The organism is Blautia sp. LMAG:36 (genome assembly GCF_008680535.1).
Lineage (GTDB): Bacteria > Bacillota > Clostridia > Lachnospirales > Lachnospiraceae > Blautia_A > Blautia_A fusiformis.
In genome coordinates this window covers 1-15,076 of record NZ_NALB01000002.1, presented here as the reverse complement: position 1 = coordinate 15,076, position 15,076 = coordinate 1, and the positions used below count along the sequence as shown (strand labels likewise).

The following is a 15,076-nucleotide window of genomic DNA, read 5'->3' as shown; positions in this document are numbered from 1 at the left end:
AGGATTGCGAATATCCGCTTGACAATAAATATAAAAAGCCGGCCAGGTTATCGAAGAGATAAGAGCTTCGTACCTGGCCGGCTTTTTTAGGCTGCTCAGACGTGGATCGCAGGTATCAGCCTGAAGGTGTAGGTGTATGAAGTAAGTTTTATTCCTGAGGAAAGGGTTCGCTTTCCAACATCAGTCCGTCAGTCATATGATAGCGTTTTTTTTGGGTATCCGAACGGAGAGGCCGGGTATGAAGGCTTCGGTACCTGGAGGGGCTCATATGATAAAATTTTTCGAAGGTATGTGCAAAATGCTGCCGGCTGTTGTATCCGGAAGAAAAGGCAATATCCGTAATGCGCAGAGTGCTGTTGCACAGAAGAAAGGCGGCCTGTTCCATACGCTTGCGGTTGATATAGGTATTGATGGTGCAGCCGTTTTTTTCTGTAAAGAGCGCCTGCAGATAGGATTTGTTGATCCCTGCATATGCGGAGATGGCAGGAATATCAATGTCTTCCAGATAATGCTCGTCAATATAGCGGAGCGCTTTTTTCAGATAGACGATTCCCTGGGTGCTCCGGCTGGAGCGGGCGCAGAATGCAAGCTCTGTAAGCATGCGGCTGAAAAGAAGAAAGAAGAGAAATTCTTCCTTTTGTATCTGACCGGAATTTTGTTGTAAAAAGGTGAGCAGATCCTTCAGGCTGTATCCGAAGCTGCGGGAATCCGCGCCGGAGCAGAAGCCCTGGGAGGCTTCCATAAAATTCCAGAACCGGGAAAATCCGGGATCCTTTTTCAGGAGAAGCTCCAGAGCAACCGGACTTTTTTCGGGAGTAAGGGAAAATTCCAGATTCAGGATCGAGCAGGGAAAACCATCCGGAATCTCCAGCCGGTGAGGTACATCCGGCCGGATAAAGATAAATTGCCCGGATTTCAGTGGGAATTCTGTGTCCTGCGTGCCGTCCAGGCAGAAAACCCGGCAGGAACCGGAGGTGATATACATAATCTCATAGCTGGAATGTGTGTGATGCTCCATATGATAATAAGGCAGGGAGAGAGCATAAAAAGCAGAAATATGGAAATATTGGGAAGAGTCCTGGAAAATATCTGGCATGAAAAAACCTCCTGAGTACGATGCGAAACGGAATGTAAATATTTCAGCTGTAAATTTCGAGTCAGACAGATGCAGATATCCGGTTAAAAAACTCTGCCCGCCTGAATGTATCCTTTGCTGTCTGCAAATAAGTATATCACGCAAAAATAAATACGACAATATATTGCATTTTTACATTCAGGGGATGATACCTGTCACCTTATAAAAAAACAGATATTATACTGTGATCAGAATCAGAAAAACGGAGGGTATTTTCTATGAGCTATAAAAATGAAAACATGAAAATGATCGAATTACATGAGAATGGCCTGGATATCCAGTTTCGTATCCGGGAAAACGGCGTGGTAGAGCTGGCAGATTTTTCTTCACAGGAAGTAAAAAAAGCGATCATGGAGCCGAAGGAGGATATCTGTTATCCGGCTGTTGAGATTCACAGAAGCGGCACAGGAAGCCTGAACATGCATGCTTACAAAAACAACATTAATCAGTCCTCTGCGGATTTTGTTTATGAGAACCATGAGCTGAAGGAACAGGATGGCGGAAAAGAGCTGGAGATCGTAATGGTTTCCCCGGAAAAGCTGAAGGCGGTATATCATATGCGCCTGTTTGACGGAGTGCCGGCAGTACAGACCTGGACAGAGATCATTAATGAGGGAAGCGAGGATCAGGGGCTGACTTATGTTTCTTCTTTTATGTATCAGGGAATCTCCAGAGGCGGCGAGAAGCCTTATTATAAAAAAACAGATATCTATGTGCCGTTTAACAGCTGGTGCTGTGAGGCACAGTGGCAGAAATACGATGCAGAAACGCTGAATTTAAACGGAATGGTCGTAGATGGCTTCAATCATCAGGGATATGGCCTGAACCGTTATTGTTACAGTGGAAAGGGCACCTGGTCTACCTGTGAGTATCTTCCCATGGGAATTGCCGAGGACAGAGAAACGGGGGAGACGTATATTTTCCAGATTGAAAGCTCCGGACAGTGGCTGGCAGAATATGGCTCTGCACAGGGCGGAAATCTGTATCTTGCCTTAAGCGGCGCCACAGAGCAGGAGCATGGCTGGTATAAGAATCTGAAACCGGGAGAAAGCTTTACAACCGTTCCGGCAGGGGCAGCGGTTGTAAAAGGTGGCCTGAATCCGGCAGCAGCGGCACTGACCAGATATCGGAGAAAAGTACGCAGACCGAATACGGACGATGAGAAGCTGAACGTGGTATTTAATGATTACATGAATTGCCTGATGGGAGACCCTACAACGGAGCGGGAGCTTTCCATCATTGACAAGGCAGCAGAGCTCGGATGCGAATATTACTGTCTGGATGCAGGCTGGTATGACGACGGATTCTGGTGGGACCGTGTCGGGGAATGGAAAGAAGCATCCGGAAGATTCCCCAATGGTCTGAAAGAAGTCTGCGATCATGCACACAGTAAAGGCCTGAAAATGGGACTCTGGCTGGAAATCGAGGTTATGGGAGTTGCCTGTGAGCTGGCAAACAAGCTTCCGGATGACTGGTTTGTCTGCCGTCATGGAAAACGCCACATTGACAATAAACGCTATATGCTGGATTTCCGCAATCCGGAGGTACGGAAATATTGCCGTGATGTAGTAGACAGGCTGATCAATGATTACGGTGTAGAGTACTTTAAAGTGGACTATAACGTAACCATGGGATACGGAAGTGATCTGAACAGTGACAGCTGTGCAGATGCCATCCGTGAGCATTATGAATGTCTTCACCAGTGGTATGAGGAAATCTTCCGGGATCATCCGGAGCTTGTTGTGGAGAACTGCGGTTCCAGCGGACAGCGTATGGATTATGGAATGCTGAAAATCTTAAGCCTGCAGTCTACCAGTGATCAGACAGATTATCTCTACAATGCCAATATCGCTGCCAATGTAGCCAGTGCGGTAACTCCGGAGCAGGGTGGTATGTGGGTATATCCGTATGAGGATGAAGAAGAGCATGTGATCTACAATGTAGTAAATGGTATGCTTCTCCGCCCATATATCAGCGGTATGGTATGGAAGCTGGGCGAAAATTCCATGAACCGTATGAAGGAGGGAATCTCCCTGTATAAGGAGATCCGTGAGGAAGTACGTGACGGCGTGCCGTTCTTCCCGCTTGGTTTTGGAACTCTGAAATCTGAAGTTCTTGCTTACGGAGTGAAAGCAGAGAAGAATACCTATCTTTCGGTATGGACACCGGGAACAACAGAAGCAGTGATCCCACTGGAAAATGCAGAGCAGGTCCGCAGAGTATCCGTGATCTATCCGAAGGAAGAGATGTGCGGATATAAGATCGAAAATGGAAATCTTGTAGTGAAGATGCCACAGGAAAAAGCGGCCAGACTGTTTAAGATCGAGATGAAATAGAAAATCAGGAAAGACCGTAAGTTTGACGAAGAGGCGTGGGCAAAAATAAAAGAGCGCCGGCATTTTTACCAGAAAGCTCATCAGTCTGGATGAAGTTGCAAAGATCCCAGCTGTGTACCTGAATTATAAGAAATACAGATGGGTGAAGGATCTGACAGTGAAAAGCGAATAGAAACAGAAAACAGCAGAGCTGTATGTCCCGGGATTACAGGGAATATACAATTCTGCTGTTTTATTTTATGAGATTATCTGTTTTCCGCAAGATATTCTTCTGTAAGAGCAACCGCATCTGTGATACACTGCGGGCAGCTGCAGAGAACCTTGCCTGTCTCCACACCTTTTAATTCACGGCAGATACAGGAACCGTTTTTTTCTTTGAATTTCTGGATATAGGTGCGAAGCTTTTTGTAAGTGTCACCTTTGGAGCCGGAACCTTCTTCGGTATTTCCGCGGCTGTTGGAAAGTCCGATGATCATAGCCATACCGGAAAGAGCACCGCACATTTCCATAACACTCATTCCAAGGCCGAAGCCCTCGGCAATACGGAACATCTCGTTTTCATCGATGCCAAATTCCCGGCAGAAAGAACAGGCAACTGCTTGTGCACAGTTACAGCCATTCTCGTGTAATTTTGTAGCGTGTTCAGCTTTTGTACTCATGATTTCTTATCCTCCTGATTTCAGATCGCAAGCATATTTTTGATCGCTTCCATATAAATCAGTACCGCTTCTTCCATGCCGGAGACCAGGATAAATTCATCGGCTCCGTGGATGCGATAGTCAATTCCCTCTTTTTCAGGTCCGAAGGCTATGATGTTTTTGAGGGATTTTGCGTAAGTGCCGCCTCCGATGACCATTGGTTTGTGTTCGGTATCGCCGGTCACATCTGTGTAAGCTTTGTAAAGAGCATTTACCAGCGGAGATTCTCTTGGGAAGAATAACGGAGCAACAACCTTTATGATCTCAATACGACCGTTTTTATCTTCCAGTCTGTCCTGGCACATTTTGCGGATATCGGTCTCATTAAGAGTTACCGGAACACGGATATCGATGGTACAGGAAATGACACCGTTTTCTGTTTTTACGATTCCGTTGCATAACGTCAGATCGCCGTATTCATCTGCAAATTTCAGACCAATGCCGGAGCCGTCACATGCAGTGCCGATATGGGAGTTATAGAATTCCACAAAGTCATCTTCAAAGCCTGCTTTTGCCAGACATTCAAAAGTTACTCCTGCAGCATTGACACCGAGATGGGGAGTGCTGGCATGAGCCGGAATACCTTTGGCGTAGATGGTGAGCTCACCATTTTCTTCGGTTACCTTATATTCCTGGAGCTTCGTCCGGGAAAGTGCGGATTCCAGCTTTTTCTTCAGACCGTCCTCATCGGGAACAATGGTTGTACAGGTGTCACACATTGCATTGGATACAAAACCGCCGTTCATGGAGATGATCCGGGTGTTTTTGGAGCAGGCGATCATGGCAAGCTGACCTTTTTCACCGTGGATACACGGGAAGCTGGCATCCGGTGTGAAACCGCAGGAAAGCTCTTCTGCTACCTGATTGTAGTGATCCATACATTTGGAACCTGTTTCCTCGTTGCAGCCCATGATCAGGCGGACTCTTTTGTTCAGCTTCACGCCGTGGTCGCGGAGAAGCTTCATGGCATAGAGCGCTTCCAGGATAGGGCCTTTGTCATCAGTGGTCCCGCGGCCGTATACATGATCGTCTTCACGGGTAAGGCGGAACGGATCGTAGGTCCAGTCTCCGCCTACAGGAACGATATCCAGATGACCGGCGATGCCGACGATCTCATCGCCCTCACCCATTTCGGCATAACCGCAGTAGTTATCCAGGTTTACGGTTTTAAAGCCAAGTTCTTCGGCAATCTTCAGTCCCTCTTCCAGGGCTTTTGCAGGACCCTCACCAAATGGTTTTCCCTCGGAAGGGGTACCGAGCTGGGAGTCAATGGCAACCAGTCTGCCAAGATTTGTGAGCATTTCTTCTGATAATGCGTGGATTTCCTCTTTAATATCCATATTGATTTCCTCCTGTTTACAGCGTTCCGGAAAGTGACAGGATGGAACGCTGATGTTATGAGCTCTATTATAGCATAGATTGTAATGAATGGCAGAGTGGATTTTTACCTGTTGAAGACGTACCGATCCATTCGGCGGAAGGCTTCTTCTATGCGGGAACGGGGTGAGGCCAGATTCATTCTTAGGTGACAGGGACCGAAAAACATCCTGCCGTCCTGGACGGCAACGCCGACATCCCAGCAGGCTTTTTCCACATCTTCGATTGTTTTGCCATGGGCAGTACACCAGTCGGTGCAGTCGGCAAAGAGCATGTAGGTGCCTTCCGGTCTGGAAACGTTGACACCCTTAAAGTGCCGGTCAATGTAATCACAGGCAAAGCTTACATTTCCGCTTAGTACTTCGCATAGTTCATCGGTCCATTCATAGCCTTCAGGCTGATAAGCGCCAAGCAGAGCGTGCATGGACAGAACATTCATCATATTATAATGGCTCAGACTGGACTCCTTCAAAATACGATCCCGCCACCAGCTGTTGTATACAATGTGATAGCTGCCAACAAGTCCTGCCAGATTAAAGGTTTTGGATGGAGCGTAGAAGGCCGCTGTACGCTGGCGGGCATCTTCGCTGATGGACTGGCTGGGGATATGCTTATGGCCATTCAGGATGAGGTCAGACCAGATCTCGTCTGAGATGACGTAGACATCATATTTTCGGTACAGCTCCATGGCTTTTTCCAGCTCCCGGCGTTCCCACACGCGTCCGCAGGGATTGTGTGGATTGCAGAGAATGGCAGCGTGGATCTTCTTTTCACGGAGTTGTTTTTCCATGTCTGCATAATCCATTCTCCATATGCCGTTTTCATCCTTTATCAGAGGAGAGTGTACGGCCTCGTAGCCGTTGTTTTTCAGACTTTTGGTGAAGCCTATGTATGTCGGGCTGTGAACCAGGACGTTATCACCGCGGGAGCAGATGCAGTTCAGTGCACTGATAACTCCGCCCAGAACGCCATTTTCATAGCCAATGTGTCTGGGCTTCAGACCGGTGACACCGTGGCGTGTTTCCTGCCAGCGGATGATGGCCTTATAATATTCCGGCGGGGCTTCAAAGTAACCGAAGGTAGGGTGACTGGCCCGTTCGATGATCGCCTGCTGTATGGTAGGTACAGTAGGGAAGTTCATGTCTGCTACCCACATCGGGATGACATCGAAGCCCTCCTTCGGCGGGGCAGGAGAGAAACCATCGCCCTTCAGGCCGTCTACTGCGATGGAATCTCTGCCATGCCGGTCAATGATGGAAGTGAAGTCGTATTTCATATGAATGCTCCGTTACTGAAAACTTATAAAAAGTTATAAACTTCTATGTTTCATTCCTACTTCAACGAGTATGCTTTTGATGATATAAATATCTATCTACTCACAAGTTCTTGTACTCTCCATAGGCGTAAATTCCGGATTAACGTACCCGTACATATTTGCACTAACGTTTTAGTGTTAGCTTGCAAATCTTTCTCCATAAGCCTTGAGATTTATAGATGCCTGAAAATCTCTATCAATGACATTTCCACAATCACATTTATAAATTCTGTCAGATAATTTCAAGTCTTTTTTAATGTTTCCACAGCAACTGCAAAGCTTTGATGATGGATAAAACCGATCAGCCACAATAAGCTGGATCCCTTTATCGCTGCACTTGTATTCAAGCTGCTTTCTAAACTCAAAAAACCCCTGATTCTGAACTGCTTTTGATAAATGTCTATTTTTCATCATTCCACTAACATTCAAATCTTCAATACAAATAAATCTTGGTTTTCGACTTACAATTTCAGATGTAGTCTGATTCAAATAGTTCTTACGGATATTTGTTAATCTGTGATTTCGTTTTAATAAAAGTTTTTCCTTTTTGATTACATTATTTGTTTTGCAGTAACTTTCTCCTTTCTTATTTTTCTCGTAAGAGCGAGAGATACTACGCTGTAATCTGCGTTTCTGTTTTTCTAGTTTCTTTACTTTCTGACTTTTATTGATGTTCTTATACTTAGCTCCATCAGAGCAAATAGCCAGATCTTTGATTCCTAGATCTATACCAATCCCATCATCATTAAGTTTTTCTATGCAATCAGGAAATTCCACACATACGCTGATCCACCAGTTCAACCCATCAAAAGATATTCTCGGATTCATGTATTTAGCATCTGTAGGAATACGACCATGCTCTGCAAGTCTTACCCAATTTAGTTTTTGTTTATTTCTTTTCCTGCTCGAAGAAAATCCTTCAAACTTAACATGAGTATTGCTGAATTGTATCTTAATATTATCCTGATAGAACTTCGGCATTGATCTCTTTTTTGGCTTGAATCTTGGGAATTTCTGCAAACCTTTGAAAAAGTTCTTATAAGCGGTGCAGGCATCTTTGATCGCCTGTTTGGTTACATTATTTGAAATACTCAATAACCATGCGTATTCATCAGAATGTCTAAGCTTTGTAAATTCTTTTCTGAGTTCTGCATCTGAAATGAATTTTCCGCCTTTTTCATAGTTTTCTATTTCCCTTGCCAAAGCCCAGTTATAAGCAAATCTTGAAGCACCTGCGTACTGAAACATCTTAGTTTTCTGTATATTATTTGGTATTAACATTACTTTTATGGCTTTTACCATCTACTTTCTCCTGTATCAATTCCCGGATAAGTTTCTTGGCTTTATTCGCTCGTTTTCCTTGTAATTTGCAACTGAATACTGTGATCATCTGAACCAGATCTTCAACAAGTTCCTGCTGTTCGGATTTTTCAGTATTATCAATAATCTCAATCTCACAATTATAAAGCGAAGCGATATATTCTATCAATTCAAAACCAAATCGCAATAGCCGATCTTTATATAAAACAACAACCTTTTCAACCTGATTTTGAGATATTCGCCTGATCAATTCCTGGAGTCCTTTTTTCTTATAATTAATTCCGGAACCGATATCACTTATCATCTCAAATGGCTGTCCTTTTGCCAGAAGATATGTCTTAACATTATCAATCTGTCGTTCCAGATCATCTTTCTGTTTATGGCTGGAAACGCGACAATATCCAATTGTAATGCGAGTTTTAGGCTTTACATTTATTACCTGGTTGAGTTGCTCGTCAGAATAATATCTATAGCCGCTTACTGTAGTATGATGCGGATGAAGTTTTCCATTGGCATCCCAATTTCGTAATGTCTGGGCGGATACGCTTATAATTTTTGAAAATTCATGTATAGAATAATATTTACTCAAAGCATCAACTCCTTTCAATAATATTCTGCTCTAATATCTTATAAAACTCAACATGTACTTATATGATTTTATAATTTATATTTAACTGTTAATAACCTCCTGAAAAATTCTATTTGCTTCACCTTATCATATTTTGGGGGTGGCGTACATATATTAATGTAAATTATGAGACGATTTGATTTTGCGTAATTGAGTGGATGGGTTGAATAGTGCGAATAATCTATAAAAGAAGTGGCGGAAATACCAGCAATGATATTTCCGCCGTTTTACAACTCCGAATATCCTATCCAGAGCTACTTTGTGATCATAGTATATGTTATAAAATCAAATTTTATGAAATGTAAAAAGGAACTCGTCCAGAGCCCCTTTCCTTTGAATAAGTAATAATATCTTTCTCACTCCGGAAAAAGACTTCTTTGTACTTATATAATACTGGTTCAATTACTCCTTGTCAATATTTATTTTTATCTTTGTAATGTGTTCTGTCAAAGAAATATCATCTGACAATTCAAGAATTTTCCTTAGTTCAGCAAGTTCGTCCTGTGCCTTATTACGTTCTTCTTTTATTTTTGAAATATATTGCAATTTATCATCCATTGAGGTGGTAAATTTCGTTGCAATCACGCACTCTATGGGTTAAAAGAGAGGCAGGAGCCGCGACGCCTGCCCAATAATCTCTTTTATCTATAAATGCTCTATTGCGAATGAATAGGGTTTTTATTTTGCAATAAACATAAGCAGGATCAATACTTTGCTAATAATTTTTTCCAGGGTTTATAGCCTTTCATATAAGCAAAGTCTTCTTCATTTTGGAAGCCTGCAATCAGTTCTTTTTTCATTTCTTCAGCATATGGATTTTCTACATCTTGGAATTTTATATGTTTATATAATCTTGATTTCTGAAAATCACAGATTGTATCGACATTCTCCAGCAGTTGTTTTACTACCTTAAAAGTATCTTCTACATTTTGTTCTGCCACCACAACATTAAACATGGTTGCACATTCATTGTATTTTCCCATCTCAAAAACACCTGCTAATGCACACATTTTCTCGGCCAGGAACCTTGCGGATTTATGATCTTTCTTGTCAAGAGCTTTTGTGATCATCATGCCAAAGGCAAGATTCAAAGTAGTATACTCTGAAAGAATTATATTTTCCAGTTTTTCATATGCTTCTTCTGTTTTTTCCTGTTCCATGTATAATTGCCCAAGTCTTAGTTTTTTCATGGGATCATAGTCGGAAAAATAGTTCAGATATTTTTCTGCCATTTCATAATTCCCTTTTCGCAAGTAGAATCCGAACAGAGAATCTGCCGCATGGTGCTGGATTTTTTCGTCCTTGTCATTTAGTGCCATTTCATACCAGGAATTAATCTGTTCGTCGTACTTATCGGGATGCTCACACTGACCTATGATTCTTCGCGAGTCAAGCATCACCGCCACCTGCCAGATAAGCATGTTGCAGTTAGGGTAATCTTTTATGATATTTACTGCCCATTGATAGATCTTTTCGTAACCTTCTGCTGAAAACATTTTGTCCATTTCCTGAATAAGTTCTGTAATTTCAACGTCTGTCAGATTTTCATGAAAAGACAACAGGGTATCAAGGGAAATATGTAGCAGTCTTGCAATTGGTGCTAACAGTTCAATATCTGGATTGGAGTTCCCGTTCTCCCATTTATTCACCGCTGGAGTAGTTACTCCTAAGCGGTTTGCCATTTCCTCCTGGGTGAAACCAGACTCTTTTCTATATTTTTTTATCACATTTCCAATATTCATCCTAATTCTCTCCTGATTGAAATTTCAAAAGCTTTTGTGATTAAATCATAGCAGGATTGGAAATTGAACACAATTGAATTGTTGTTAAATAAAATTCATATTTTTTAACTGATGGGAAAGTTGATCGTGATCAGCAGTTGGTTTTTTGGGCATATCCTAACAAAAGGAATCATGGAGACTGTGTTTTACGATACTTTGTATGTTTCCCTGGTCACCAATTAATTAATTATGCATACTCTAACAGAAGAAGTCAAAAAAGGAGTATCTGCATGAAAAATAAAAAATGGATTTCACTGGCGGCAGCAGTCGTGCTGGCGGTGACGGCGCTGCCAATGGGAGTATTTGCTGCGAAGAAAGACAGCACGGAAGAGAAGCTTACAAAGGTTACACTGAATGAAGTCGCACATTCAATCTTTTACGCACCGCAGTATGTGGCGATCGAGGAGGGATATTTTGCGGAGAAAGGTCTGGATCTGACGCTGGTAACTGGGTTTGGTGCGGATAAGGTTCTGACTGCTCTGATCTCCGGTGAGGCAGATATCGGATTTATGGGAGCTGAAGCATCCATCTATGCATATCAGGAAGGGGCGACCGACCCGGCGTTGAACTTCGCACAGCTTACACAGCGTGCGGGGAATTTCCTTGTGGCAAGAGAAGAGATGCCTGATTTCAAATGGGAGGATCTGAAAGGAGAGAAGGTTCTTGGCGGTCGAAAAGGTGGAATGCCGGAAATGGTATTTGAATATATACTGAAGAAAAACGGCATTGATCCGCAAAAAGATCTGACCATCGACCAGAGTATTGATTTCGGTTCCACAGCAGCAGCTTTTACCAGTGATGATTCGGCGGCATATACAGTAGAATTCGAACCATCTGCGACCATTCTGGAAAAAGAAGGAGCGGGCTATGTAGTTGCATCTCTCGGAGAGGCATCCGGATATGTACCATATACATCCTACAGTGCAAAAGCAAGCTACATGAAAGAAAATTCTGAGATCATCCAGAAATTTACCGATGCACTTCAGAAGGGAATGGACTATGTGCAGAGTCATACGCCGGAGGAAATCGCAGAAGTGATCGCACCGCAGTTCAAGGAAACAGATCTTAAAACCATCACTGCCATTGTAAAACGTTATTATGACCAGGACACCTGGAAAGAGAATCTCATCTTTGAAAAAGACAGCTTTGAGCTTCTACAGGATATCCTGGAAGATGCAGGTGAGCTGACGGATCGTACAGTGTATGAAAATCTGGTGCAGACAGAGTATGCACAGAAAGCATGTGAAAATTAAAAAATAGTTTAGAAAGTTTAAAAAAACATGGGAAAAACCTGCGGCATTTATCCAATGCGTCGTAAAACCCCTTGTTTCAGATATGGGGATATAAGACGCGTCCATCGAATTTATGCAAGTAATTGAAGATGGACAAAATAGTAATTGTATTAACTAATAAACCATAGTATAATATAAATATGAACACAACATATAAATCAAACAACAATGTCGTCTATTCCTGTAAATACCATGTAGTATGGTGTCCAAAGTATAGACGAAAAGTATTAATTAATGGTGTGGACGTCCGGCTGAAGGAGCTGCTCACAGAGTATGCTGCAAATCTTTCTGTAGACATTCTGGAAATGGAGATCATGCCAGACCATGTTCATATGCTTTTGGAAGTAGATCCTCAGTTTGGCATCCACAAAGCTGTAAAGTCATTTAAAGGCTATACGTCCAGAATTTTAAGACAGGAATTTCCCTATCTTAAAACGAAAATGCCGACTCTCTGGACAAACAGCTATTTTGTATCGACGGTGGGCGGTGCTCCGCTGGAAACAGTAAAACAGTATATTGAAAACCAGAAAACATCGCAGAGACAAAAGGATAAGATGGGATAATGCAAAAAGGAATTAAATTCAGAATCTACCCGAACAGAGAACAGAAAAACTTCATCCATCAGACCCTGGGATGCTGCCGGTTCATCTACAACCGGGGACTTGCCATGCGTAAGGAAGGCTATGAAAATGGGGAAAAGATCGGCTATTCCCAGACTTCCGCCATGCTGACTGAACTGAAAAAGCAAGAGGAGTTTGCCTTTCTGAAAGCAGCAGATTCCATTGCATTACAGCAGTCTTTGCGGGATCTCGACCGGGGATTTGTGAATTTCTTTCAGAAACGGGCTTCCTATTGAAGGGGGCGATTTCCTGTAAATTCAAATCGTTTTCTACCTGTAAGATCATTCCGGGGAAGACGGTCAAATAAAATGAAAATACAGATGAGGAGAAAATAAAATGTTATTTTTTGTAAACGATTACTGCGAGGGAGCGCATCCGGCGATCCTCCAGAAACTTCTGGAAACCAATATGGAGAAGCTTTCCGGCTATGGCACAGACAAATACTGTGATTCTGCAAAGGAGAAGATCCGTAAAGCCTGTGGCTGCCCGGATGCAGATGTGTTTTTCCTGGTGGGAGGAACTCAGACCAATGCCACGATCATAGGTTCTGTCCTGAACCGTTATGAAGGTGTTCTTGCGGCGCAGACCGGACACGTAAGCTGTCATGAGGCCGGAGCAATCGAGTATACAGGACATAAGGTACTGACACTTCCGGCAGAAAACGGAAAGATCAAAGCAGAAAGTATCACAGATTATGTGGAAACTTTTTATGGGGATGAAAGTCACGACCATATGGTATTTCCGGGAATGGTTTATATTTCTCATCCGACAGAGTACGGAACACTTTATACGAAGAAAGAGCTGGAGGAAATTTCCGAGGTATGCCATAAATACGAGCTTCCGCTGTTTCTGGACGGAGCAAGACTTGGCTACGGTCTGGTAAGTCCGGAAGCAGATGTGACACTTGAGGATATCGCCAGATGTACAGATGTGTTCTACATCGGCGGAACCAAGGTCGGTGCACTCTGCGGTGAGGCAGTGGTCTTTACGAAAAAAGCTCCGAAGCACTTTATGACTATGGTGAAGCAGCAGGGAGCCCTTCTGGCAAAAGGCCGTCTTCTGGGAATCCAGTTTGACACACTGTTTACCGATGATCTGTATACAAGGATCAGCAAAAATGCTATTGAAACAGCTATGAAGCTGAAAAGAGCCCTTCAGGAAAAAGGATATCAGCTTTTCCTGGATTCTCCCACGAACCAGCAGTTTGTAGTTTTGGAAAATAAAAAGAAAGAAGAACTGGGCAAAGAAGTTCAGTTTGATTTCTGGGAAAAATATGATGAAGATCATACAGTGATCCGTTTTGCTACAAGCTGGGGAACAAAAATGGAAGATATTGACGCGCTGATCGAGTTGCTGTAGGGCTGTCGGCAGACGATAAAAGAGATGAGATGGAAAAACTCCGTGAGGTCCGGGTGAATGCAGACCTCACGGAGTTTTTGTTTTCGAAAATTATAACTTCTTACCCTTCTCAGCAGCTGCGGTAAGCGCTTCGAATACGGCACTGCGAAAGCCGCTCTTTTCCAGGGTGCGGACACCTTCAATGGTAGTTCCTGCCGGTGAGCAGACCATGTCTTTCAGGTCTCCCGGGTGTCTGCCGGTTTCCAGAACCATTTTTGCGCTGCCGAGAACAGTCTGGGAAGCAAATTTATAAGCCTGCTTACGAGGCATTCCCTGGCTGACAGCGGCATCTGCCATGGCTTCGATAAACATAAACACATAAGCCGGTGAACAGCCGCCTACAGCGCCTGCGGCGTCCATCAGACGCTCCGGTATCACTTCGGTACAGCCAAAGCTGTCTGTGATCTTAAGGATTTCTGCCAGTTCGTCTTCCGAAACCCGGTCATTGGTACATACAGCAGTCATTCCGGCCCCAACCTGTGCAGGAGTATTAGGCATAAAACGGACAACTTTCAGAGGAAGACCGGCTTTTTCTTCCAGCCATGCAAGAGTCTTGCCGGGAGCGATTCCGATGATGGTGTGCTCTGTCGTGAGACTGTCGTGGACCTCTGTGAGAACTTTCTCATAAAACTGCGGCTTTACTGCAAGAACGACAGTTTTTGCAGATCTGACTATTTCATTGTTATCCAGAGTGGTGACAACACCAAGAGTTTTTTCACTGCGCGCTCTGCCTTCGTCTGTAAGGTTGGAAACAATGATCTCGTCCTTTGAAAAGATCCCCTGACGGAGAATACCGCCGATCATGGCAGAGGCCATATTTCCACATCCGATAAATCCAATCTTCATAAACAAAAATCCTCCTTGAAATTTATAAAAAAGGACACGCCTGACTGCGTGCCCTCTTTGGCAATGAAAGCAGATAACGGGAATCGAACCCGCCTCCTCAGCTTGGGAAGCTGATGTTCTACCGATGAACTATATCTGCCTGCATTACTAATTATAGCACCTGAAATAAGAAATACAAGTGCGATTAGCATAAATTGTGTGCATCGCGAAGCGTGTTACTGAGAACGGGGTGAACAGTAATCGCTCTGCCAGCCCTGGCTCATGATACTGTTATGATATCTGGTGGAATAAGTTACATCTTCTCCGAACCAGTCCGGCGCAGTGTAGGCA

Annotated in this window: 14 protein-coding genes and 1 tRNA gene; 5 read left to right on the top strand and 10 right to left on the bottom strand. The window is 43.5% G+C overall.

The genetic code is table 11. The features are described 5' to 3' along the window. Nucleotides 1-148: 148 nt before the first annotated feature. Nucleotides 149-1,096, bottom strand: coding sequence for an AraC family transcriptional regulator (locus CCC17_RS00165; RefSeq protein WP_287082269.1), 948 nt, complete (start codon nucleotides 1,094-1,096; stop codon nucleotides 149-151). A 257-nt stretch (nucleotides 1,097-1,353) separates the two neighbouring features. Between CCC17_RS00165 and CCC17_RS00160 the strand changes: the two genes are divergently transcribed. Continuing rightward, nucleotides 1,354-3,471 (top strand): glycoside hydrolase family 36 protein, encoded by a 2,118-nt coding sequence (locus CCC17_RS00160; RefSeq protein WP_287082267.1) that lies wholly within the window; start codon nucleotides 1,354-1,356, stop codon nucleotides 3,469-3,471. A 245-nt stretch (nucleotides 3,472-3,716) separates the two neighbouring features. On the opposite strand, the gene CCC17_RS00155 is transcribed toward CCC17_RS00160, so the two are convergent. From CCC17_RS00155 to CCC17_RS00125, 7 genes are all read right to left on the bottom strand, one after another. Next, entirely contained in the window at nucleotides 3,717-4,130 is a 414-nt protein-coding gene (locus tag CCC17_RS00155) for a C-GCAxxG-C-C family protein (RefSeq protein WP_195635193.1), read from the bottom strand. Between the two features lie 20 nt (nucleotides 4,131-4,150). Further along, a complete protein-coding gene (locus CCC17_RS00150) occupies nucleotides 4,151-5,509 on the bottom strand; it encodes a M20 family metallopeptidase (RefSeq protein ID WP_287082266.1) in 1,359 nt (452 codons plus the stop codon). Nucleotides 5,510-5,613: 104 nt separating this feature from the next. Further along, nucleotides 5,614-6,822 (bottom strand): MalY/PatB family protein, encoded by a 1,209-nt coding sequence (locus CCC17_RS00145; protein WP_287082264.1) that lies wholly within the window; start codon nucleotides 6,820-6,822, stop codon nucleotides 5,614-5,616. A gap of 177 nt (nucleotides 6,823-6,999) precedes the next feature. After that, nucleotides 7,000-8,163 carry an RNA-guided endonuclease InsQ/TnpB family protein gene (locus CCC17_RS00140; RefSeq protein WP_173775821.1) on the bottom strand — a complete coding sequence of 388 codons (1,164 nt, stop codon included), beginning with the start codon at nucleotides 8,161-8,163 and terminating at the stop codon, nucleotides 7,000-7,002. After that, nucleotides 8,126-8,770: an IS607 family transposase gene (locus CCC17_RS00135; protein ID WP_118608691.1), complete on the bottom strand. Its 645-nt coding sequence runs from the start codon at nucleotides 8,768-8,770 to the stop codon at nucleotides 8,126-8,128. The genes CCC17_RS00140 and CCC17_RS00135 overlap by 38 nt, the downstream gene beginning before the upstream one ends. 441 nt (nucleotides 8,771-9,211) lie before the next feature. After that, nucleotides 9,212-9,367: a hypothetical protein gene (locus CCC17_RS00130; protein ID WP_015527375.1), complete on the bottom strand. Its 156-nt coding sequence runs from the start codon at nucleotides 9,365-9,367 to the stop codon at nucleotides 9,212-9,214. A 146-nt stretch (nucleotides 9,368-9,513) separates the two neighbouring features. Next, nucleotides 9,514-10,551: a helix-turn-helix domain-containing protein gene (locus tag CCC17_RS00125; protein ID WP_287082262.1), complete on the bottom strand. Its 1,038-nt coding sequence runs from the start codon at nucleotides 10,549-10,551 to the stop codon at nucleotides 9,514-9,516. Between the two features lie 269 nt (nucleotides 10,552-10,820). Here CCC17_RS00125 and CCC17_RS00120 point away from each other — a divergent pair, with 269 nt between their 5' ends. The 4 genes from CCC17_RS00120 to CCC17_RS00105 all read left to right on the top strand — a co-directional run bounded on the left by CCC17_RS00120 (nucleotide 10,821) and on the right by CCC17_RS00105 (nucleotide 13,861). Then, nucleotides 10,821-11,843 (top strand): ABC transporter substrate-binding protein, encoded by a 1,023-nt coding sequence (locus CCC17_RS00120; protein ID WP_287082260.1) that lies wholly within the window; start codon nucleotides 10,821-10,823, stop codon nucleotides 11,841-11,843. Between the two features lie 179 nt (nucleotides 11,844-12,022). After that, nucleotides 12,023-12,445 carry an IS200/IS605 family transposase gene (gene tnpA / locus CCC17_RS00115; RefSeq protein WP_059086115.1) on the top strand — a complete coding sequence of 141 codons (423 nt, stop codon included), beginning with the start codon at nucleotides 12,023-12,025 and terminating at the stop codon, nucleotides 12,443-12,445. Continuing rightward, nucleotides 12,445-12,738, top strand: coding sequence for a helix-turn-helix domain-containing protein (locus CCC17_RS00110; RefSeq protein WP_173759912.1), 294 nt, complete (start codon nucleotides 12,445-12,447; stop codon nucleotides 12,736-12,738). Before tnpA ends, CCC17_RS00110 begins: the two co-directional genes overlap by 1 nt. A 100-nt stretch (nucleotides 12,739-12,838) precedes the next feature. Then, nucleotides 12,839-13,861, top strand: coding sequence for a threonine aldolase family protein (locus tag CCC17_RS00105; protein WP_022426165.1), 1,023 nt, complete (start codon nucleotides 12,839-12,841; stop codon nucleotides 13,859-13,861). Nucleotides 13,862-13,951: 90 nt separating this feature from the next. On the opposite strand, the gene proC is transcribed toward CCC17_RS00105, so the two are convergent. Both proC and CCC17_RS00095 read right to left on the bottom strand, forming a co-directional pair. Beyond that, entirely contained in the window at nucleotides 13,952-14,746 is a 795-nt protein-coding gene (proC, locus tag CCC17_RS00100) for a pyrroline-5-carboxylate reductase (RefSeq protein WP_092068702.1), read from the bottom strand. A gap of 68 nt (nucleotides 14,747-14,814) precedes the next feature. Then, nucleotides 14,815-14,885, bottom strand: a tRNA-Gly gene (locus CCC17_RS00095). Nucleotides 14,886-15,076 lie beyond the last annotated feature (191 nt).

Bases quoted from the DNA above. Each gene is read 5' to 3' on its own strand.
- CCC17_RS00165 (WP_287082269.1), bottom strand. From the start codon at position 1,096: ATGCCAGATATTTTCCAGGACTCTTCCCAATATTTCCATATTTCTGCT.
- CCC17_RS00160 (WP_287082267.1), top strand. From the start codon at position 1,354: ATGAGCTATAAAAATGAAAACATGAAAATGATCGAATTACATGAGAAT.
- CCC17_RS00155 (WP_195635193.1), bottom strand. From the start codon at position 4,130: ATGAGTACAAAAGCTGAACACGCTACAAAATTACACGAGAATGGCTGT.
- CCC17_RS00150 (WP_287082266.1), bottom strand. From the start codon at position 5,509: ATGGATATTAAAGAGGAAATCCACGCATTATCAGAAGAAATGCTCACA.
- CCC17_RS00145 (WP_287082264.1), bottom strand. From the start codon at position 6,822: ATGAAATACGACTTCACTTCCATCATTGACCGGCATGGCAGAGATTCC.
- CCC17_RS00140 (WP_173775821.1), bottom strand. From the start codon at position 8,163: ATGGTAAAAGCCATAAAAGTAATGTTAATACCAAATAATATACAGAAA.
- CCC17_RS00130 (WP_015527375.1), bottom strand. From the start codon at position 9,367: ATGGATGATAAATTGCAATATATTTCAAAAATAAAAGAAGAACGTAAT.
- CCC17_RS00125 (WP_287082262.1), bottom strand. From the start codon at position 10,551: ATGAATATTGGAAATGTGATAAAAAAATATAGAAAAGAGTCTGGTTTC.
- CCC17_RS00120 (WP_287082260.1), top strand. From the start codon at position 10,821: ATGAAAAATAAAAAATGGATTTCACTGGCGGCAGCAGTCGTGCTGGCG.
- tnpA (WP_059086115.1), top strand. From the start codon at position 12,023: ATGAACACAACATATAAATCAAACAACAATGTCGTCTATTCCTGTAAA.
- CCC17_RS00110 (WP_173759912.1), top strand. From the start codon at position 12,445: ATGCAAAAAGGAATTAAATTCAGAATCTACCCGAACAGAGAACAGAAA.
- CCC17_RS00105 (WP_022426165.1), top strand. From the start codon at position 12,839: ATGTTATTTTTTGTAAACGATTACTGCGAGGGAGCGCATCCGGCGATC.
- proC (WP_092068702.1), bottom strand. From the start codon at position 14,746: ATGAAGATTGGATTTATCGGATGTGGAAATATGGCCTCTGCCATGATC.